The following is a 21,889-nucleotide window of genomic DNA, read 5'->3' as shown; positions in this document are numbered from 1 at the left end:
TTTTTTTAGAGAAAGATAGACTCTCTCTCACCAGCCGAGAAATCCTTTGTCGAAAGGTATTATTTAATCTTTCAATAGGATTAGTTTGACCAGTTTCTTGACCGAACGGTCGATGACGTTTACTAGGAATTACTGTCTTATAGGACTCCCAAAAGTCTGTGTAAGTAACAGCACATTGTCGGTAAACACCGGGTAAACTGGCCCCAAAGTTTTTTGGCTGATTGACGACTCCTATCTCCGCGCATAGCAACCAATAATACTAAATCCGTTGAGCATAGGCTACTTATAAGGACAGGCAAAAGGGGTGGATAAATAATCAGTTTTTAATAACCGTATTTAGTATTAGACCAGAGTATCAGAGATTATTCCGATGGTCAGCAGCACAAAAAACTGCACTTATAGAATCGATTCTACTCTCGATTCCAATTCCTCCAATATTTGTGGACGAGGATAAAAACGGTGTACGGGAATTAGTCGATGGATGGCAACGTGTTTCTACTTTCATAAGTTTTCTTGGTGAACTAAAAGGTAGTAAATGGACAATTGACTATCAAGAAGATAGAGACAGATCAGGAGTCGAAGAAGAAGAAGAAATTGATGAGGAAAGCGGGGAAGAAACTGGAGAGAGAAAAACTATAAATAAATGGACTTTGCAAGAAGGAGGATTGGTCAAAAGCTTGCAAGGCTTTAATGTTGACAATCTTCCAAAAAATCTAAAAATAAACTTGAAAAGGGCTGTTGGTAGAGTTGAAATTTTGAGAGGAGAAAGTAGTACTTCCATGAAGTATGAGTTGTTCAAACGACTCAACTCTGGAGGTTCAAAATTAACTCCACAGGAGGGAGATAAGAAATGCAATTTATCGAGGGGTTAATCCCAGGCTTAACGAGCTTTTACTAAAAGTTAGTCAAAGCGAAGTTTTCAAATCTCTTACTCAATTAAGTAATGGCAAACTTAATGAATTATATGATCAAGAATTAGTTCTTAGGTTTTTTGCTTTCTACAAAAATGCTGAAACCCAGATAGATCAAGGAAAATCATAAATCGAGGTTAACCCTTTGTCCCGTAATGGTTTGAGCCTTTTTTGCTGACCGAAAACGCCTAAGTCCCAATAGAAGGTTTTTGCGTCATTTTTAACTAATGTAACAAGCAGATGACGTATCCCCAATTAAGTGCTAGTCTGGCAGAAGATATTAGATTGCTTAGACTTGCAGTAATTTTCTCAAATGTCAATAGCTAATTAATTACAGCCTTTCTTCTAAAGGTAAAGCATAGACTAATCCTTGCCAATTAGGTATTTCAGATGCGAGAAATAACCTCATGTATATGGTAAACGCTGTATCCACAAGTGAGGAATAGGAAAATGTCCAGTGATAATAAAAACAATAGTTTAATCGTACAGATTATTAGTTCTGTTATTATAGCCCTTCTTGCTGGAGCGACAGCCCCCTGGTGGTGGCAAGAAATTAAATCTTTTTTTGCTGGTAAATCCCCGGAACCGACACCAATACCAACCCCTACATATAGGCCACCACCAACACCGGCACCAATACCAAACCCTACATATACGCCACAGAAAACCTCAATTAATATAGCTTATGCCGGGGATAATTTTGGATGTGTTCTGCCCATAGCTGTCAACATTAGTGGTGAATATTTTTATCCGCAAGGAAATTTTTCTACTATAAATAATATTGACTTAGGACAACAAAGATATCAAATAACTGGACAAATTCGTTGTCAAACTATTGGCAATTGTCAAGTCTATGGGGAAGGGGTAATTAATGTAATACCAAATAATACCTACTATGTGATTTGGCGAAATACAAGTATAGGTCAATGTACTGCACATTTACAATAACCTTGCTTGTTGCTCGGCAAAATACCAAGATGTCCTTTTTCCTTTTTCCCTTGAAACTGATTCCTGAATTATACTGTATGAGCTAACGACTAAGCGTGATAATTTTTTGAAAATCTCTTTGAATAATGGCAAAATTTTTGTCAGTTAAAAGCGGCACATGAACGAATAAAGCTCTCGGATGATGTTTTAAGACTTGAAAATATAATTCTTCGCAGACAAACTGACCGGCATTATCGCTGATATAGCTATAGGCAAGCTCTTTGACAAAATCCTTAAGAGGAATTGGTGTAAATAACTTTTTTGTGCTACTCCTAGCCTGAGATTCTAAACTTAAACGATAACGACTTTCTGCCATGCCACAACAAATAACGAAATCAGGCTTTTTGTCTTGAAGAGCTTTGATAACTCGTTCACTGGCTCGATGGGTATTAACGGGAAGTTGACGCAAAAATAAAAGCTTTTTGGGATAATTATATTGAATGGATACTAACAAATCATCGGAGGAATTACTCCGGTGATGGCATAACCAAGGCGCAAAAGAAGTTAAGAGAATTGTCAAGTTATCTCCTGATAGTTAATTGGGATGATCAACAAAAAAGCGAGCGAGGGGACAAAAATTGCTACAATAACTGACGTGACCTCAATTAAAGACGAGATTGATATCCTATGCAACGCCGTAAATTTTTGCTGATCAGTGGCAGTTTAGGCGGTTTTAGCTTGGTAGCTTGCGCTCATCAAATTTTACAGCCCGTTACTTCCAAAAATCCCCCTGAGTCGGCTGTTAAACAAGCACAAAAGGCGAAAAAAGTCAAGATAATTGTGATTAGTGACCTTAATAGTCAATACGGTTCCACAACTTACGATCCCGAAATCGATCGAGCTATCCCTTTAATTATCAATAATAAACCCGATCTGGTCCTCTGTGGTGGCGACATGGTGGCAGGACAAAAAAGCAGCTTGACAGAGGCAGCAATTAACGCCATGTGGTCAGCCTTTGATCGCCATATCGCCGCGCCCCTGCGAGCTGCTAAAATACCTTTTGGTTTTACCATCGGTAATCATGACGCTTCTGGAGCTTTATCGGCAGGAAAATTTATCTATGCTCAAGAGAGACAATTAGCCCAAGATTATTGGCAAAACCCCCAACATGATACAAGTTTAAATTTTATCGATAAAACCGGCTTTCCTTTTTATTATACTTTCACTCAAAATGGTATATTCTATCTAGTTTGGGATGCCTCCACTCATTTAATCTCTCAGGAACAACTAAATTGGGCAGCAAAAAACTTGAGTAGTAGCGACGCTAAAAATGCTAGGATGCGGCTAGTAATCGGTCATTTACCCCTCTACGGTATTGCCGTGGGCAGAAATCGACCGGGGGATTATTTAGCCGATGCCGAGAAATTAAGAGCGTTTTTAGAGGGCCATCAGGTGCATACTTATATTAGTGGCCACGCTCACGCTTACTATCCGGGTAAACGGGGGCAATTACAATTATTACACGCGGGAGCTTTAGGCAGTGGACCGCGACGGTTATTGAACAGTGAACAAGCACCTAGAAAAACCCTAACAATTGTCGATATTAATCCCCATCAACAGGAAACAGTTTACACCACCTACGACATGAAAACCCAAGAGGCGATCAATATTACCAGTTTACCTCCTTTGATTATGGCTCCCAACGGGCAGGTTTTACGTCGAGATATTCCATCGGTTAACTAGAAAGGAATTCCCCTAATGGCCACTGTCATCAGCACCGTTAATATGAAAGGAGGAGTAGGAAAAACTACCCTTACCGTCAACCTTGCCACCTGTTTAGCTAAATTTCAGCAAAAACGAGTCCTTGTCCTCGATTTAGACGCTCAAATCAGTGCGACTCTTAGCTTAATGTCTCCCCACGAATTCGCTCAACTGCGTCGCAAAAAACGCACTTTAAGCTATTTATTAGAAGCAATTATCAAACCCAATCCCTACAATAAATTAACTATTGATGATATTATTGTCCCTTCAGTCTGTGAAATTCAAGGCTTAGATCTACTGCCAGGAGACATCGAACTTTATGATGAATATGTCGTCTCAGAAACCCTGCACCACCAAGCAATTTTACAGGAAGATTTAGGCTTTGATCATGCTTGGAATAACCTGGAAAGAATCTTAATTCAAAAAATCATTGATCCCATTCAAGACCGTTACGATTATATTATCATGGATTGCGCTCCGGGCTATAATCTTTTAACTCGTAGTGGTCTATGTAGCAGTCATTTTTATTTACTACCTGCCCGTCCCGAACCTTTATCAATTGTCGGCATTCAGCTATTAGAAAGAAGAATAGTTAAACTGAAAGCTAGTCATCAAGAAACCGCACCGATTAACCCCGGTTTACTCGGTATAGTTTTTATTCTTTCCGGTGGTGGTTTACTCAGTCGCTACTATAATCAAGTCATGCGCCGGGTACAACAGGATTTTCAAGCCCATCAAATTTTTGCTAATGCGATTCCTCTGGATGTTAATGTAGCTAAAGCTGTTGATATGTTCGTGCCTGTGGTGGCAGCTATGCCCTCTTCTAGTGGTTCCAAAGCTTTTATGAAACTCACAGAAGAATTCTTGATGAAAGCCAAAAAATAGGAGATAATTACTATGGTCATTGAGTGGTTAGAATTTCAAGTTAAACCCGAAGCTAGGGAAAAATTTATCCAAAAAGATCAAGAAATTTGGACAAAGTTTTTAGCAAAACAACCTGGTTTTTTAGGTAAGGAGCTTTGGATTAATCCCGCCATCGAGGAAGAATTAATTATCGTTGTCCATTGGCAAACACAAGAACAGTGGAAAGCTATCTCCAAAAATTTACTTGATGACACCGAAGCCAAATTTTCCCTAGCCATGGGAAAAGATAATTATCAACTGCTCAAAGTCAAGGAATTTCAGGTCAGAAAATTTCGAGAAAATTTTCAGAACAATTTAGGCTCTCTGGGGACCTGAGCAAAAATCAATTCATCTTTTTGTCCCCTCTCAACCTAGCCAAACTTGTCCTGAGGGGCTAAAGTGTGCTATAAGCAGTCAGAGTCTTTATTCTTTCTGATTAGGTAAATTACTGATGACTGAAGCTAAACGCGCCCTAATTACCGGCATCACCGGCCAAGATGGTTCCTATCTGAGCGAATTATTATTAGAAAAAGGTTATCAAGTCCACGGTATCATCCGTCGTACCTCCACCTTTAACACCGATCGCATCGATCATATCTACACTGACCCCCACCAGCCCGATACTAAATTATTTCTTCATTATGGCGACCTCACTGACGGCACGACCCTGCGGCGTATCCTCGAACAAGTGCAACCAGTAGAAGTGTATAATTTAGGGGCCCAATCCCATGTGCGAGTTAGTTTTGATGCCCCAGAATACACCGTCGATGCTGTGGGGGTGGGGGTCTTAAGATTACTAGAAGCAATTCGGGATTACCAAAAAAGAACTGGCATCGAAGTCCGTTTCTATCAAGCAGGTTCCTCGGAAATGTTCGGGAAAGTCATGGAAGTTCCCCAAAAAGAAACCACGCCATTTTATCCCCGCAGTCCCTACGCTTGCGCGAAAGTTTACGGTCACTGGCAAACGGTCAACTATCGGGAATCCTACGACTTATTTGCCTGTAACGGCATTTTATTTAACCATGAATCCCCCCGTCGTGGAGAAACTTTTGTCACGCGCAAAATTACCCGCGCTTTGGCCCGAATTATTGCCGGACAACAGAAAAAACTTTATTTAGGAAATCTCGATTCTAAACGGGATTGGGGTTATGCTAAGGATTATGTGCGGGCGATGTGGTTAATGTTACAACAGCAAGAACCAGATGATTATGTAGTGGCGACAAATGAAACCTATTCTATCCGGGAGTTTCTCGATATTTCTTTCCAATACGTTAATTTAAATTGGCAGGATTATGTGGAGTTTGATGAACGTTATTTGCGTCCAGCGGAAGTGGATTTATTGATAGGAGATTCCACAAAAGCCAGAGAGAAATTAGGTTGGCAGCCGTCGGTAACGTTCGAGGGACTGGTAAAATTAATGGTAGATGCGGATTTAGCGGCTTTGGGGATTAATCTTAATAACGGTGGTGATAGCGGACAGTTATTAAAAGATTTGGCTTATCTTCGCAATCGTTCAATGACAACTGTGGATTAAAGAGGTAAAAATATGCTGAATTTAAGCGAACAAAGAATCGTTGTCACCGGGGGGGCTGGATTTTTAGGTCGGCAAGTAGTTAATCAATTAATTGCAGCGGGGGCCAATCCCGAAAAAATTACAATTCCTCGGTCTAAAGATTGTGATTTAAGAGTTTGGGAAAACTGTCAACGTTTAGCCAACGAAGAAGATTTAATTATCCATTTGGCTGCCCATGTGGGAGGTATCGGTCTCAATCGGGAAAAACCCGCCGAATTATTCTATGATAATTTGATGATGGGAACCCAATTAATTCATGCTGCCTATCTAGCAGGAGTGCAAAAATTTGTCTGTGTGGGGACAATTTGTGCCTATCCAAAATTTACTCCAGTACCTTTCCGTGAAGACGATTTATGGTCAGGATATCCCGAAGAAACCAATGCGCCTTATGGTATCGCTAAAAAGGCTTTATTGGTACAATTAGAGTCCTATCGTTTGCAGTATGGTTTCAACGGAATTTATCTTTTACCGGTAAATTTATACGGGCCGGAGGATAATTTTGATCCGGGTAGTTCCCATGTAATTCCTGCTTTAATTCGCAAGGTTTATGAGGCACAACAACGGGGGGATAAACAACTTCCTGTCTGGGGAGATGGTAGTCCAACCCGGGAGTTTCTCTACTCCACCGATGCAGCGCGAGGCATTGTCATGGCCAGTCAATTCTATAATGAGTCAGACCCGGTTAATCTTGGTACAAATTATGAGATTTCTATCAAAGATTTAGTGGAATTAATCTGTGATTTAATGGGTTTTGATGGCGAAATTGTTTGGGAAATAGATAAACCGAATGGTCAACCGCGACGCTGTTTAGATACAACCCGCGCTAGGGAAAAATTCGGTTTTGTTGCTCAAATGGAATTTAAAGAAGGTTTGCGGAAAACCATTGAATGGTATCGACAAAACGCCGCTTAGTCCAGATAGCTGGTGTGTTAGATAAATAACTAACACACCAGATTTTTTTTCAGCTTACTGCCCGGTAAAATCAGAACGAAGGGTTAATTTTAAATCTTCCTTGGGGTTAATTGACAATAATTCCACCGATTCTCCTCGTAGTAACCAACCGGCTAATACTTCTAATCCTCCTCCTCGTAATAATCCCTCGCTAACCGGTTGGTCAGAAGTAAAAGAAGCGAGGACAGAAGCGGCGGATTTTCCTAATACTGCACCCTGAATAATTTTATCGGGGTTAACTCCTTTAATTAGCCTTTCTAGACGAGTGAAAACTGCCGAAATAGCATCAATAGATTTTTCTTGGGGTTGACGGGTTTTTAAAAAGATTTTTTGGGATAAAAAACGCGAACCTTGACCATCAGGTTTAATTTCTCCGATAATCTGACTACCATCGGGAATAATTGTCTGTCCTTGGGAATTTTTGATATTATCGGTGACGGTCAGAGATAAAGAAAAAGTTTCTTGTTTGGTTAAAAGAATTTTTTCCCCTTGCTCGTATTTTACAGGGATGTCTGTGCCGGCAGGAATTAATTGAGCATTCCCCAAAGGAATCGTTTTAATCGGGTTAATTGGGGCGAATTGACGTGCGATCGCAGAAGTCAAGGAAAGGGAGACCACAACGAAAGAAGCACTTAAAAGCATTGTGAATAGGGTCAGAGGATGATGACGACCCTGCTTTTGAAAATTTAGCATCTTACCCTTGAGTTTCCTAGTGGGAGCGAATTAAAGATAAAGACGAAAGCGGAAAAAAGTTTGTTTCCAAGCAAGAAAATGCGGGAAAAAGGAGAATTTTAGCCAAAAATAACTGAGATTTCCTACTAATTGCCAGTTATTAGTTTATTTGGTCTATTGAAACGCCAAAACTCTTGATTTGTCCGCAGTTCTTAGTTTGGCAGGGTTAATGGGGAACAATAACTATTTATGGGAGAATTATAGGTTCAATCCTATCAAAAAAAATCACCCGATCGAATTAAAATCTCTGAAAAAATGTAACAATTGTGACAAAAAACTGAGGGTGTGGGGTGTGGGGAATTAGGAATTAGGGAGCGCCGGAGCGGGGAGTAGGGAATAGTTCATGCGTACTAAAGCATCCAATACTCAGTTTAAATGCAGTAAAGCTTACTAAAGATAGAAATAGAGAGAGTGAAAGATTGCTAGACTACTAGGGGTGGGTAGCTAAAAAAGTTTCTCCTCTAACCGCATAATGACACAATTAACTTTAATTTTTGCGATCGAGTAAGCCAAGAATATTCTCCCTGATCACCCGTGAACTGGATGCTGTTGCTAAAATAATCTTCATAGTCCCCAAGCTACCGAAACGAGCAAAGAGAGAATCGCCACTTTATCAATTAATCAATTATGGATTTACTCGAATACCAAGCCAAGGAAATATTTGCTCAAGTCGGCATCCCCATTTTACCTTCCCAACCAATCCACGAACCGGGGGGACTAAAAAGATTAAACATTCCCTATCCTATCGTGCTGAAGTCCCAGGTACGAGCGGGAGGACGAGGAAAAGCAGGAGGGGTGAAATTTGTCGCTAATACCATCGATGCGATCGCGGCTGCCCATGCTATCTTTCATTTACCGATCGCCGGAGAATATCCAGAGGTAATCTTAGCAGAAGCCAGGTATAATCCGCAACAGGAGATATTTTTAGCCATTTTACTCGATTATCATCTGCAAAGACCGGTTTTACTCGGTGCGAGTCAAGGGGGGATGGATGTGGACAGTTTACTGGCAACCATGCAAAAAGTGGTCATTGAAGAGAGATTTTCCCCCTATCTCTGTCGGCAATTAGCCGTATCTATGGGTTTAAGAGGGTCTTTGATCGAGTCTATCAGTCAAATTCTCGAAAAAATGTATAGTCTCTTTGTCAGCAAAGATCTCGATATTATCGAGATTAATCCCTTGGGTATCAACGAAACTGGGGAAGTGATGGCCCTAGATGGCAAAATAAGTGTTAATGATGCCGCTTTAGCTAGACATCTCGATCTTCTGGCCCTGACCCCTCCCCAATTACAATCCCCTTGGTCGATAATTGATCAAACTGGCCAAATAGCCGTGATCAGTAATGGCCAGGGTTTGATGTCCACTGTCTGGGATGCCTTGGCAGGCAAAGGGGCAAAACTAGCAGCCTGGCTTATACTGGAGGAAAGACTAGAATTAGAGCAATTAAACGAGCAAATAGAGGCCGGTCTGCAACAATTCCAACTATTGGCCGATTTAAAAGTGGTTATCGTTGATATTGTCAGTTATCCCGACTTTGGCCAAAAAGCGATCGAGACTATTAGCAATTACTACCGCAGTTATAGCCCATTATCACCCAGCCGGGGCAGTGGTGAACGAACGATCCGGGCTACCCGACAGGAAAGACAAACCTTGCAACCTCGATCTTTTCTCAATCCCACCCTACCACAAATAATTTTTCGCGTCCTAGCTGACAGTAAAGCGATCGATATCAGTCAGAGTTTAGCTGATGTTAACTTTCATTGGTTAGAGTCTTTAGAAGAGGTAGTCACGGCAGCAATTAAATTAGCCTAGAATCAGTGACCAGTTCAATTGAAAAAATGGCGTTTTGGGTTTGTTATGTTCTTAAATCCGACACTCCGCACATCTTCATATATTTTTATATTCCTCAAGATGTTTTTACCAAAAACTGTCATTGTAGAAACTACTATTAAGAACCATTCTCAATAATTGATTTTTCTGAGAAAACAAATTACAATTCTTCACCTTGAGAAAAATCGATCACTCTAGCTATAATCATTGCTGGTAATGGTTTCTAAGCAATGTATTAGGGAAAATTATCAATGGAATGTTAAGAAGTGGGGAAGGTAGGTTAAATGTAAAGTTTTATTGGGAAATGCAACGTTTCTGCCATGAAACTATATTATTGTCTTTAGAGTAAAAAAACGCGATGTGCAACTAAAAACGACAGAATCAGGGTTACAAAGGAGACTTTATCTCTGCTGATTTCTGAAAGCCTTGTAAATCAAGACTAAAAATATGCTTGCACACGGGTTAGGAAAAATACTGCACATTGCCAAATAATGCCAAATCCCAATTTCGATTCGGTGATTGATACGTTCACAATCGACGATCTGTTTTTTCTTCGTTATCAATATCGCGTCTACAAGGAATGGAACAACGATCCCCGTCTCGCCGTTCTGCCTGGTTTCAATCCGGGTGTGACGGGCGCCAGACCCACCAGCGGCATCCGCTTTGTCGATGGCACGGATCAATTGCGTTACCAGGTGGGTGGCGGCATCACCCCCATCTCGGCACCCTACCCCTTGTCCACCACAGATCCGAAATTCATGGCCGGGGCGACAGGCACACTGTTTCGCCGTCTCACCAGCCAGAGCTTCACGCAAGCCACGGGTGGTTTCACGATCAACTTCCAGACGGGAGCGGTCGTCTACGACCAAAACTATACGCTTGATTACAGCCTTCGCGGCTATGCCAATCCCAGCAATCCCGACATCTTCGATGCCAGCCCCAGGCTGATCAGCAATCTGGTTTCCAATCAAAGCGGCAAGACAGCGCTGCAGGTGTTGGATGATCCCTACGCCAAGGAGTGGACCCAGGCCGGCACCCAGGCCGGCAAGCGGGTGAGCCAGAAAAACAACACCCGCCATGAAACCATTCTCACCGGTGGCAATGGGGTGAATGGCTCCAATACTGGAAATCCCCTGCCGAATTCAGGCTTTTTCGCCCTGTTTGGCCAATACAACGACCACGGCATGGATTTTCTCGCCAAGGGCAAGGATGGCAGCCTGCTGATCCCCCTGCTCCCTGGAGACAGCCTTTACAACCCTGGCTCGCCCACCAACTTCATGGCTCTCTCCCGCACCAACACGGTGCAGGTGGAGATCGGCGAGGGCAGCCGCGATGCCCTGGTGGCGGAGCTAGGCCTAGCGGGCTACAGCCGCCCCAGCCAATGGGATGTGGACAATGAGAACGCCGCCATCGGCACCAGCTTCACTGGCACCAGTGGGGGGACCTTGGTGCTCAATGAGCAGCTGATCGTGATCAATGCGGGCGCCACCCTCAACGATGTGGTGGCCACCATCAACAGCAAGGCGGCCTTCACCAGCGTGGTTGCCTCCACCACCACTAACGACAGCGGCCAGAGCGTGCTGAAGCTCACCCCACGCAATGGCGAGAGCTTCAACCAAACCTCCGCCTTTTTTGATCTCAACCAGGTCTATGGCTCGGTGGAGAGCCATGCCATTTTCATGCGGGAATACAAGGGCAATGGTGAACTGACGGGCCGGCTGCTCGCAGATCCGCAAAACTCCACCGCCCGCTGGTTTGACCTGAAAAAGAATGCCGAGCGCATTGGCCTGACTTTGCGCGATCGCGATGTGCTGTCTGTGCCCCTGGTGGAGATCATCCCCCAGGGCCAGCCCAATGCGGGGCGCTATGCCTTTGTGGTGCTCGACAAGGTGTCGGGGCAGAAGAGCTACGTCTTTGATACGGCGGCCGTCACCTCCAATCAGGTGCTGGCCAAGGCGGGTTCAGCCTTTCTGATCGATCTGGCCAGTGACTGGAAAGGCTCTCCCCAGCCTGCTGGCAGCGATCCCTTCAACGCCAACGGTGATCTGAAGGATCCCTCTCGGCTGAATCAACACGCTGTGGGCGGAGATGGGCGCCTGAATGAAAATATTGGTCTCACGGCAATGCATGAGATCTTTGTCACCACCCACAACAATATCCTGTCTCAGATTCAGGCCAATCTGGCCCAGAATGCCGGAAACAACGGCCAGAACCAGGCCCTTTCCGGAGAAGAGCTGTTTCAAATCGCCAAGCTGGCCAATGAAAACTTCTACCAACACCATGTGTTGCAGGAGTACGCGCGGCGCATTACCCCCAACCTGGGTGCATTCGCAGGTCCCAATGCGGGCAACAACAACAACGCCGGCTTCAATGCCAGCATCTTGGCGGAATTCGCCTCCAGCGCCTTTCGCTTCGGCCATTCCCAGCTCACCGAAACCGTGGCCCTCACCTCGGTGAACCAGCAAACGGGCCTGGCTAACCCCGGCGGGCAGATGGACATCCCGCTGCTGCAGGCCTTTCTCGCCCCCCAGATCTACACGCGCGACACAGCAGGGCAGATCGCCGCAGGGATGAGCCAGCAGGTGGGCAACGCCACCGATGAATTCATCACCAACACCCTTCAAAACGCCCTGGTAGGACTGCCCTTGGATCTGGGTGCCCTCAACATCGCCCGCGGCCTGGATACCGGCATCACCTCCCTCAATGAAGCCCGTCGCCAGATTCAAACCTACCTTCGTGACGTACGCACCTCTCCAGGGGGCACCACCGGGTTGGTGCAGGCCAACAATGCCATTGACGCCAACCTTGCGGCCCTGGAGGCCAACCTGCGGCCCTATATCAGCTGGAAGGATTTTGGAGCCCATCTGCTTCATCCCGAATCGTTGAAGACGTTCATCATGGCCTACGCCCGCGATGCCATCCTCAGCGGCTATTCGGGCAATGCCGATCTCTCCTATTGGAATCAACTGCAAGCCAGTCCGGCTCCAGGCGCGGCCGCCACCTACGCCGCCGCCCTCTCCGCTGCGGCGGATTTGGCCATGGGGGATGACACCTTCATGGGCCTGCTCTACAGCGGCAGCAGCACGGATGCCCTGAATCCCTCAGCGCCCGTGAACACGCCCAGCGGCAACCAGGACTTCCAAAAGATCTCCCTCTGGCTGGGTGGATTGGCAGAGGCCAAAACCCCCGGCGGTATGCTTGGCCCCACCCATGATTTCATCTATGCCTACCAGATGCAGCAACTGCAGCGGGGTGATGAGGCCTACTACCTGAGCAAGCTGGCTGCCACGGATCTGGTGGAGGAAATCAAGGGGAAGACGGTGGCCGACATGGTAATGGCCGCCACGGGAGTTAAGCATCTCTACCACAAGATCTTTGCGGTGAATGATGCTGATTATGAGCGATCCCTGCAAAGCTTCAACACCTATTCTTCTGAAGCTTTATTGCTTCAGGACACTCAGACGGTGGTGGATGTTACTGGAACTCAACGGCTGGTGGGCAGGGCTGGCTATGTGAATGGCGTGCTTGTCGGCAATGGTGGCAACTACCTTGATGCCCGCGGCGTGTTCAGTCCCAACGGGGAGGGCAAGGCCAGTGAGCTCTTTGGCGGCACCAACGGTTCCGATCAATTCAAGGGCTTGGCTGGGGATGACTGCATGTGGGGCGATGGAGGCGCGGACACCTTCTGGGCCGGCGATGACAATGACTTTGCCGATGGCGGTGAAGGAGATGACACCATCTACGGTGAAAACGGCTTTGACATGTTGCGTGGGGATGCCGGCAAAGATCAGATTTATGGCGGCACTGGCAACGACGATATGTATGGCGGAGAGGGCAACGACAGCCTCTTCGGTGAGGATGGCGCCGATGATCTCAACGGCGGCAATGGCGACGACGTTGTCAGCGGCAGCCTCGGCAATGATCTGGTGAAGGGACAGGCTGGTAACGACACCCTCATCGGCGGCCAGGGGAACGACATCATCACAGGGGGTGGAGGAAACGATCGCTTCACCTTCAACGAGGCCCCGGGTCTCAATGGGGTGGATCAACTGCGGGACTTCAACTCCAGTCTGGACCAACTGGTCTTCGACAAGAACGTCTACGCAGGCCTGAGCGGCTCCACCCTTACCGCAGCCCAGCTGCGGGCGGAGGCCGGGGCGACGGGGGCCAACACGGCAAGCCAGCGCTTCATCTATAACCTCTCCAACGGTGATCTGTTCTTTGATCCCGACGGCACTGGCGTTGTCACGCCCACGCAGATCGCTAACCTGAACCGCTTCAATCCGGCTTTTCCCTCGGATGTGGCGTCGGCCAACGCGGTCTTCCCCAACCTGGTCAGCAGCAATTTCTTGCTGATCTGAGCGGCCTTGGAAGCGTAATAAATTACGGCGGTTGCTTTATTCGTCTGACACAGCTAATTCCTTAGTGGAGAATGTACCAGACCAATCCTGAATCCGCCGTAGTTATTATGACCAACTTATAGTCATTTCAGATAAGTCTGATACACTCTAGACCAGTTAAACCCTTATGAACTCTGGGATTGATGTTCTCAATCTTAATTGAAATGACTATAATTCCCTGGGAAAAATTTGAAGAAGAATACGCAAAAAGCTTCCCTGAAAATAAGGGAATCCCCGCCTTACCATTTAGGGTGGCATTGGCATTATTAATTATTCAATAAAGATTAGGAATAAGTGATAGAGAAACCATCGAACAAGTTAGGGAAAACCCTTATCTCCAGTGTTTTATTGGGCTAAAAAACTATCAAATAGAAGTCCCCTTTGATGCCAAAATGATGGTACATTTTCGGAAAGGAATTAACTTAAATCTCCTTAACAAAATTAACCAAGAAATGGTGAAAAAAGGACGAGAAATTCTCGATGGCAAAGAATCTGGTGCCAGAGTGGACGGTGAGCTTGTCGAACCGCAGAAGAGGGAGGAGAAGAAAGTGAGACAGTGAGTCAGACGTGAGACATTTCTTTTGCCTCTTGCATGAGTGACTCTTGCCTTCAGAACCTGATTACTGTTTAATGTTTACTGACCACTGAAAAAAACTCCCATCAACAGTGTCTCACTGATTACTGTTTACTGTTTACTGATTATTGTTTACTGATTACTGAAACAACTCCCAACACTTAATATATGAAATGGACAGATAAAGATCAGATAATTATGCAAGGGATCGATCGACCCCTAGGCAAATATTATGCGGCACGATTGAAAGCTCAGGGAACCTGTTTAGTAGCGGGGGTGGCTAGTGGCTGCAGTGGTGAGATAATCGCAGAGATACCAGTGTTTGATCTAGTGGCCGAGGCCGTTGCTGAAACGGGAGAAATCCAAACCAGTTTAATTTTAGTCCCCCCCAATCAAGTCCTAGATGCGGCCTTAGAAGCGATCGCAGCAGCAATTCCCCAATTAATTATCGTCACCCCCGGAGTTCCCCCCTTGGATCTGGTGGAATTATTAAAGATAGCTAGTACCACCGGGACATTAATTCTCGGACCTGGCAGCCAGGGTGTAATTATTCCCAATTATCTTTGGTTGGGTATTTGTGAACCGAATTTTTATCAATCGGGGACAATCGGTCTGATCACCCGCGGCGATCGCATAGGGGATGAAGTGGCGAAAACTTTAACAGCAGCGGGTTATGGTGAATCTATGGCGGTAAATTTGGGTACTGACGGCATTATTGGCTCCAATTTGTCCCAATGGTTGCAGGTTTTTGAGGAAGATGACAATACCGAGGCAATTCTCCTCGTCAGTCAGGTGGGGGGAAAGGCCGAAATCGAGGCAGCCAAATATATTGCCTCGGCGCTCGAAAAACCAGTGATTGCCTATCTTGTGGGGTTAAATGCAGCGATTGAAACCAATTTCGGCGATACAGAAACAATTATTTCTAACCAACTTTCCTACTCTGTTGCCGCTAAGAATACCAGAAAAGATAGCTTACGTCATTTTCAAGAAGCTGGGGTGACAGTGGTAGAAAAATTAGCCGATTTACCTGCCTCTTTAGCTAAAGTTTTGTCCTGAATTTGACCCCATTGCTCCAATAATATTTATAATCCGACAATATTCTGCCCAAATAAGCACCTAACAGGGTGTTTCACCCCATCCAGGGGATTTTCGATGACAATTCCTGAGAGCTACTATATCATGGTAGATCACCTGTGATTCCTCAGACCGGCCAAGATAAAGACGGCAACAGGCAAAAATTAGGAAAAATCAGCGACAATCGAAACGGCAAGATCAAAAAAAATTCTATTCTAGATTGACCCTTTCAGCAGACCAACTATCCCACCCTTCTAGACAACGACCCTAAGGATAACTTCTATGGCGCAACAAAATAACCTAAAAACCGACAATATACACCAAATCGATCCCTATTGGGGTCCCCCATGGCTCGTAGAGGAACGGGACGCTTGCGGAGTCGGTTTTATTGCCGATGTGCGCGGTTCTGGCAGCCATCAACTGATTGAACAGGCACTTTTAGCCTTAGGTTGTTTGGAACACCGGGGAGGCTGCAGCGCCGATCAGGATTCCGGTGACGGTTCCGGTATGATGACCGCTATCCCCAGAGATGTCCTCGCTGCTTGGTTCGCCGAAAATGGCTTAAATATGCCAGAATCTGAGCGCCTAGGGGTGGGTATGGTCTTTCTTCCCCAAGCAGCCCAAGAACGCGCCGACGCTAAAGCACACATCGAAGAAATTGTCAATAAATATAATATTAAGATTTTAGGTTGGCGCGCTGTTCCCGTCCGTCCCGAAGTCCTCGGAAGACAAGCAAGGGAAAATCAACCCTACGTCGAGCAAATTCTGGTTACTTCCCCCGATTTAGCTGGTTCTCAATTCGATCGCCTACTCTATATTGCCCGTTCTGAAGTCGGTAAGCAACTGGCCGATGATTTCTATTTCTGTTCCTTTTCCTGTCGCACCATTGTCTATAAAGGCATGGTACGGGGCGAAATCCTGCGAGAATTCTATCTAGACCTGCAAAATCCCGCCTATAGCAGTCAATTCGCTATTTATCACCGACGTTTTAGCACCAATACCCAACCAAAATGGCCTCTCGCTCAACCGATGCGCTTATTGGGTCATAACGGCGAAATTAACACCCTTTTGGGCAATATTAACTGGATGTCGGCCCGGGAACCCGCTTTAGAAACCCAAGGTTGGACCCACGAAGAATTACAATCCCTGACTCCCATTGTTAACCCCGCTAACAGCGACTCCTATAACCTCGATAGCGCCCTAGAATTATTGGTGAGAACCGGTCGCAGTCCCCTAGAAGCAGCTATGATCCTAGTGCCGGAGGCCTACAATAATCAGCCGGATTTACAGGATTATCCCGAAATTATCGACTTCTACGAATACTATAGCGGTTTACAGGAACCCTGGGACGGTCCGGCTTTACTGGTATTCAGTGACGGGGGAATCGTCGGCGCTTGTTTGGATCGCAACGGTTTGCGACCGGCCCGTTATAGCATTACTAACAACGGTTATATCGTCGTTTCCTCGGAAGCGGGAACTATTCCCCTCGATGAAACCACCATTATCGAAAAAGGTCGTCTCGGCCCCGGTCAAATGCTCGCGGTCGATCTGGAAAAAGGCGAAATTAAGCGTAATTGGCCGATTAAACAGGAAATTGCCCGCTCTAATCCCTACGGTGAATGGGTGAAATCCCAACGCACCTTTATTGACAAAGAAACAGCGATAGACATTCCCGCTCCTAGTCATCTCCTTCCCAGGCAAACCGCTTTCGGTTATACTGCCGAAGATGTGGATATGATTATCGTTCCCATGGCAGAACAGGGAAAAGAACCGACTTTCTGTATGGGTGATGACACTCCCCTAGCGGTCCTCTCCAGTAAACCCCATCTTCTCTACGATTACTTTAAACAACGTTTTGCCCAAGTTACTAACCCCCCCATCGATCCCTTACGGGAAAGTTTAGTCATGTCCTTGACTATGTATCTGGGACGACGGGGCAATATACTTAAATTAGGGGTTGATGACGCACATTTACTGAAATTAGACTCTCCCCTGCTCAATAATGCGGAATTAGCCAAAGTTAAAACCTCTAGCTACAGAACAGCCGAACTTTCTACCCTTTATGATCTGACCACCGGACCGGGGGGATTAGAAACCGCGATCGCTCATTTGTGCGCTGAGGCCGCCAAGAAAGTAGCATCGGGAGCGGAAATTTTAATTCTCAGTGACAGGACTGCTCCTATTGACGAAAAAACTAGCTATATTCCCCCTTTATTGGCCGTTGGTGCCGTCCATCATCACCTGATTCGCTCACACTTGCGTTTAAAAGCTTCCATCGTGATCGACACGGCCCAATGTTGGAGTACCCATCACTTCGCTTGTCTAATTGGTTATGGCGCTTCCGCAGTCTGTCCCTATCTTGCGTTAGCAACGATCGCCCAGTGGTGGATCGAGCCAAAAACTCAGAAATTGATGGAAAATGGCAAATTAGAAGCTATTAGCCTCGAAAAAGCCCTAATTAATTACCGCAAATCCGTAGAAGCGGGATTACTGAAAATCCTCTCGAAAATGGGTATTTCTCTCCTATCTTCCTACCATGGGGCGCAAATTTTTGAGGCGATCGGATTATCGGCAGATTTAGTTAAACTAGCTTTTAACGGTACTACCAGTCGCGTCGGGGGTTTAAGCATTGCTGAGGTGGCCCAAGAAGCGATCGCATTCCACAGTAAAGCTTTCCCCAATCTTACGGCCAAAAAACTAGAAAACTACGGTTTTGTCAACTACCGTCCGGGGGGAGAATACCACATGAATTCCCCGGAAATGGCGAAAGCACTCCATAAAGCCGTGGCCGCTCACTCCCAAGGTGAAGGATATGACCATTACGAAACCTATCGTCAAATCTTGCAGCAAAGACCCGTTACTGCATTGCGCGATCTATTAGAATTTAACAGCGATCGAGCCTCAATTGCCCTCGAAGCAGTAGAATCGATCGAAAGTATCCTGCAACGCTTCTGCACAGGGGGAATGTCCCTCGGTGCCTTGGGCCGGGAAGCACACGAAACCCTAGCGATCGCCATGAATCGCATCGGAGGTAAGTCCAATTCCGGAGAAGGGGGAGAAGATCCGATCCGTTACACCAGCTTAAGCGATGTGGATGCAGAAGGACATTCCGTGACTATGCCCCATCTAAACGGCTTAAAAAACGGTGATACGGCTAATTCTGCCATTAAACAGATAGCTTCGGGTCGTTTTGGAGTCACTCCCGAATACTTAATGAGTGGAAAACAGCTAGAGATTAAAATGGCCCAAGGAGCAAAACCGGGAGAAGGAGGTCAATTACCCGGGAAAAAAGTCAGTTCCTATATTGCCATGTTACGGCGATCGAAACCGGGAGTAACTTTGATTTCTCCCCCTCCTCACCACGATATCTACTCGATCGAAGATTTAGCACAATTAATCTACGATTTACACCAAATTAACCCCCGGGCCAAAGTTTCCGTCAAATTAGTGGCCGAGATCGGTATCGGTACAATTGCGGCCGGAGTTGCCAAAGCTAACGCTGATATTATCCAGATTTCCGGTCACGATGGTGGTACAGGTGCATCACCCCTAAGTTCGATCAAACACGCGGGTAGTCCCTGGGAATTGGGAGTGACGGAAGTGCATCGGATGTTAATGGAAAATCAACTGCGTCATCGGGTGATTTTGCGCGCAGATGGAGGACTAAAAACCGGTTGGGATATCCTTATGGCTGCTCTGATGGGTGCGGAGGAATTCGGTTTTGGTTCCATTTCCATGATTGCCGAGGGGTGTATCATGGCCCGCGTCTGTCACACGAATAATTGCCCTGTGGGAGTCGCTACCCAGCAGGAACGTCTCCGCACTCGTTTTCCTGGAATTCCCGCTCATGTGGTCAATTTCTTTACTTTGGTGGCCGAGGAAACGCGGCAATTATTGGCGAAATTAGGCTATCACAGTTTAAATGAGGTGATTGGCCGGGCAGATCTGTTAAAAGTGCGCTCCGATGCTCGTTTAACTAAGACAGAATCCCTCAATCTCGATTGTTTGTTGAATTTACCCGATGGCCGTGGCGATCGCTCTTGGTTGCAGCACGAGGAAGTACATAGTAACGGTGCTGTCCTCGATGAGGAAATTCTAGCCGATAGCGAGATTAAACAGGCGATCGAGCAACAGGGAACCGTCAGCAAAACCTACAGGATTGTCAATACCGATCGCTCCGTCGGGGCGAGAATTGCGGGGGTAATTGCCCAAAAATACGGTAATGATGGCTTTGAAGGCGAAATTAAGCTCAATTTCCAGGGCGCAGCTGGTCAAAGTTTCGGAGCATTTAATTTACCCGGTGTCAATCTCCATTTAGAGGGAGAAGCTAACGATTATGTGGGTAAAGGCATCTACGGCGGCGAAATTGTCATCTTACCGCCCCAAAACGCCAATTATCAGCCCGAAGATAACGCTATCATCGGTAATACCTGTCTCTACGGGGCCACCGGTGGGGTGTTATACGCTAATGGTCGCGCTGGTGAACGTTTTGCTGTCCGCAATTCCACTGCGAAAGCAGTTATCGAAGGGGCCGGGGATCACCTCTGTGAATATATGACCGGTGGGGTAATTGTCGTGCTTGGTTCCGTCGGTCGCAACGTCGGCGCCGGGATGACGGGAGGATTAGCTTATATCCTTGATCCGTCCCTACCGGAGAAACTCAACCCCGAAATTGTCAAGATTCAACGGGTTGGCACGGCTGCCGGTGCGGAACAGTTAAAATCTTTAATTGAGGCCCATGTAGAACGCACTAATAGCCCCAAAGGTAAGTTAATTTTAGCTAATTGGGATAGCTATCTCGGTCAATTCTGGCAAGTAGTCCCTCCCTCGGAAGCGGATAGTCCCGAAGCGCAAATTAGCGCGGAGAAAACCTTAACTTCGGTGTAATTTCTTTGGGGTGCGTTACTCTTTGTTAACGCACCCATTGATTAATTTCTTTGATGTCATAATTTGGCAATGACAAACGAAAAACTCAGATTTATCGATCTTTTTGCTGGTATTGGAGGATTTAGATTAGCTTTCGAGAGCGTTGGTTATGACTGTGTATATTCTTGTGAAATAGACGAAAACTGTCGAAAAGTAGGAAAACAAGCCGGATTTAGAGATATAAGGTGAACTCTATTTTTTCCCATCTGCGAAATAGTAGAATTAAAGCAAGATACAAGCAATCAATCAATATTTAGCATCCTCTTAACCTCATCTATAGAATAAGTTTGACTATCTTTTTCTTCTTCTTTTGCCTGTATTAAATCTTCCAAATCCTCTAAGTCTTCTAAGATTTCTTTAATTTTCATAAACTCCTCATAAGTTAAAACAGCAAATTCTTTTTTGCCATTTTTGATTAAGAATTCAGGATGTAATTCAATCATTGTTTTCTCCTTAATTTAATTGTAGATATTTTGTCGATGTTTAACACGATAAATCACTAAAGTGATTTCTTCAACCTCAAATAGAATTCGATAGTTACCCACCCTTAAGCGATAATTAGGCGTAAAATTCTTTAATTGCTTGACATCTCCTTGTAAATTATCCTTCATTGCTTCAATTTTAGCCATAATTCTAGTCCGATCTTGAGAAGAAAGTTTTTCTAAGTCTTTGATAGCTTTAGGCTTGAATTGAATTTGATATTTCACATTATACCTCTTGCATAAATCAGAGAAATTGAAGATTTCTAATTTTGGATTTTGGATTGAGGGATTTAGGACTTTTACCAGAGATCTATTAATTGTACCTCCATCAGGTTGAGGTGGGCTATCAAGCTCAAATAAAACAGCTTATAGTGATGGGGAAACCCCACTTATATATTATGTTCCAAGGCAGAGCCTTAGAACAAGCAGTAGTAGGACAAAATTAACTTCTTGGTTAGCACAGACACCCATGCACTCATACAAGAGCCTTTGAGGGTTCAAAAACAGCCCAAATAAGGATTAAATAGCATAAAATATGTAAATAGACTACTTAGTTAATTATTATTCATTCCTAATTATCCTGACGACCGAAGCCTAACCCTAACAACAATTTTTGATTTTTACAAGACTCCTAATGAATCCCCTCGTCAATTATTTTCGCAACCTGCACGAAATCCACTCCTCCCAAGCAGCGGTAAAAGAAACCTCCTACTACGGCACTCTTGAAACTCTCCTTAACGAAATCGGTAACACCCTAAGACCGCGAGTGCGCTGCATTATCAACCTCAGACATCAGGGTGCGGGATTGCCGGACGGGGGACTTTTTAACGTCGATCAATTCCCCA

General features: G+C 45.4%; 16 protein-coding genes and 3 pseudogenes. 14 read left to right on the top strand and 5 right to left on the bottom strand.

All coding sequences use genetic code 11. From position 1 onward, the window contains the following. Positions 1-239, bottom strand: a pseudogene (locus IM500_RS08535) (IS1 family transposase); the annotation flags it as partial. 69 nt (positions 240-308) lie between these two features. Between IM500_RS08535 and IM500_RS08530 the strand changes: the two are divergent. Together IM500_RS08530 and IM500_RS08525 are read left to right on the top strand one after the other, a co-directional pair. Next, the gene (locus IM500_RS08530; RefSeq protein WP_353737901.1) at positions 309-872 is read left to right on the top strand and encodes a GmrSD restriction endonuclease domain-containing protein; all 564 of its coding nucleotides are present in this window, start codon (positions 309-311) and stop codon (positions 870-872) included. A 489-nt stretch (positions 873-1,361) separates the two neighbouring features. Then, a complete protein-coding gene (locus IM500_RS08525) occupies positions 1,362-1,859 on the top strand; it encodes a hypothetical protein (RefSeq protein WP_190723093.1) in 498 nt (165 codons plus the stop codon). An 82-nt stretch (positions 1,860-1,941) separates the two neighbouring features. On the opposite strand, the gene IM500_RS08520 is transcribed toward IM500_RS08525, so the two are convergent. Next, positions 1,942-2,418: a pyroglutamyl-peptidase I family protein gene (locus tag IM500_RS08520; protein WP_159293043.1), complete on the bottom strand. Its 477-nt coding sequence runs from the start codon at positions 2,416-2,418 to the stop codon at positions 1,942-1,944. Positions 2,419-2,525: 107 nt separating this feature from the next. Between IM500_RS08520 and IM500_RS08515 the strand changes: the two genes are divergently transcribed. From IM500_RS08515 to IM500_RS08495, 5 genes are all read left to right on the top strand, one after another. Then, positions 2,526-3,581 (top strand): metallophosphoesterase family protein, encoded by a 1,056-nt coding sequence (locus IM500_RS08515; RefSeq protein ID WP_190723094.1) that lies wholly within the window; start codon positions 2,526-2,528, stop codon positions 3,579-3,581. Between the two features lie 15 nt (positions 3,582-3,596). Beyond that, positions 3,597-4,484 carry a ParA family protein gene (locus tag IM500_RS08510; protein WP_190723095.1) on the top strand — a complete coding sequence of 296 codons (888 nt, stop codon included), beginning with the start codon at positions 3,597-3,599 and terminating at the stop codon, positions 4,482-4,484. A gap of 12 nt (positions 4,485-4,496) precedes the next feature. After that, the gene (locus IM500_RS08505; RefSeq protein WP_147070886.1) at positions 4,497-4,838 is read left to right on the top strand and encodes a TIGR03792 family protein; all 342 of its coding nucleotides are present in this window, start codon (positions 4,497-4,499) and stop codon (positions 4,836-4,838) included. A gap of 115 nt (positions 4,839-4,953) precedes the next feature. Beyond that, complete coding sequence (gmd, locus tag IM500_RS08500; RefSeq protein ID WP_002798501.1) at positions 4,954-6,036, top strand: GDP-mannose 4,6-dehydratase; 1,083 nt, start codon at positions 4,954-4,956, stop codon at positions 6,034-6,036. A 12-nt stretch (positions 6,037-6,048) separates the two neighbouring features. Next, positions 6,049-6,987: a GDP-L-fucose synthase family protein gene (locus tag IM500_RS08495; RefSeq protein ID WP_287738124.1), complete on the top strand. Its 939-nt coding sequence runs from the start codon at positions 6,049-6,051 to the stop codon at positions 6,985-6,987. Positions 6,988-7,041: 54 nt separating this feature from the next. Here the strand turns inward: IM500_RS08495 and IM500_RS08490 are convergent, their stop codons facing one another. After that, a complete protein-coding gene (locus tag IM500_RS08490; protein WP_190723096.1) occupies positions 7,042-7,719 on the bottom strand; it encodes a hypothetical protein in 678 nt (225 codons plus the stop codon). 666 nt (positions 7,720-8,385) lie between these two features. Between IM500_RS08490 and IM500_RS08485 the strand changes: the two genes are divergently transcribed. The 6 genes and pseudogenes from IM500_RS08485 (at position 8,386) to IM500_RS08460 (ending at position 20,751) form a co-directional block, all read left to right on the top strand. Further along, on the top strand, positions 8,386-9,570 hold the full coding sequence (locus IM500_RS08485; protein WP_190723097.1) for an ATP-grasp domain-containing protein: 1,185 nt from the start codon (positions 8,386-8,388) through the stop codon (positions 9,568-9,570). A 509-nt stretch (positions 9,571-10,079) separates the two neighbouring features. Further along, positions 10,080-13,949 (top strand): peroxidase family protein, encoded by a 3,870-nt coding sequence (locus tag IM500_RS08480; RefSeq protein WP_190723098.1) that lies wholly within the window; start codon positions 10,080-10,082, stop codon positions 13,947-13,949. 206 nt (positions 13,950-14,155) lie between these two features. Beyond that, a pseudogene (locus IM500_RS08475) lies at positions 14,156-14,452 on the top strand (transposase); the annotation flags it as partial. Between the two features lie 278 nt (positions 14,453-14,730). Beyond that, on the top strand, positions 14,731-15,618 hold the full coding sequence (locus IM500_RS08470; RefSeq protein WP_287738123.1) for a succinate--CoA ligase subunit alpha: 888 nt from the start codon (positions 14,731-14,733) through the stop codon (positions 15,616-15,618). Positions 15,619-15,918: 300 nt separating this feature from the next. Then, entirely contained in the window at positions 15,919-20,523 is a 4,605-nt protein-coding gene (gltB, locus tag IM500_RS08465) for a glutamate synthase large subunit (protein WP_287738122.1), read from the top strand. Between the two features lie 69 nt (positions 20,524-20,592). Beyond that, positions 20,593-20,751, top strand: a complete 159-nt coding sequence (locus tag IM500_RS08460) for a DNA cytosine methyltransferase (protein WP_287738121.1) — start codon at positions 20,593-20,595, stop codon at positions 20,749-20,751. A gap of 53 nt (positions 20,752-20,804) precedes the next feature. Here IM500_RS08460 and IM500_RS08455 read toward each other — a convergent pair whose 3' ends face one another. Both IM500_RS08455 and IM500_RS08450 read right to left on the bottom strand, forming a co-directional pair. Then, on the bottom strand, positions 20,805-21,005 hold the full coding sequence (locus tag IM500_RS08455) for a type II toxin-antitoxin system Phd/YefM family antitoxin (protein ID WP_287738120.1): 201 nt from the start codon (positions 21,003-21,005) through the stop codon (positions 20,805-20,807). Between the two features lie 15 nt (positions 21,006-21,020). Further along, complete coding sequence (locus tag IM500_RS08450; protein ID WP_002751000.1) at positions 21,021-21,269, bottom strand: type II toxin-antitoxin system RelE family toxin; 249 nt, start codon at positions 21,267-21,269, stop codon at positions 21,021-21,023. A gap of 409 nt (positions 21,270-21,678) precedes the next feature. On the opposite strand from IM500_RS08450, the pseudogene IM500_RS08445 reads away from it, so the two are divergent. Further along, positions 21,679-21,889 (top strand): annotated as a pseudogene (locus IM500_RS08445) (hypothetical protein); the annotation flags it as partial.

This window comes from Microcystis sp. M179S2, assembly GCF_020245805.1.
GTDB classification, from domain to species: Bacteria; Cyanobacteriota; Cyanobacteriia; order Cyanobacteriales; family Microcystaceae; genus Microcystis; species Microcystis aeruginosa.
Note: the sequence above shows the minus strand (reverse complement) of the source record. Positions and strands in the feature narration are given on the sequence as shown.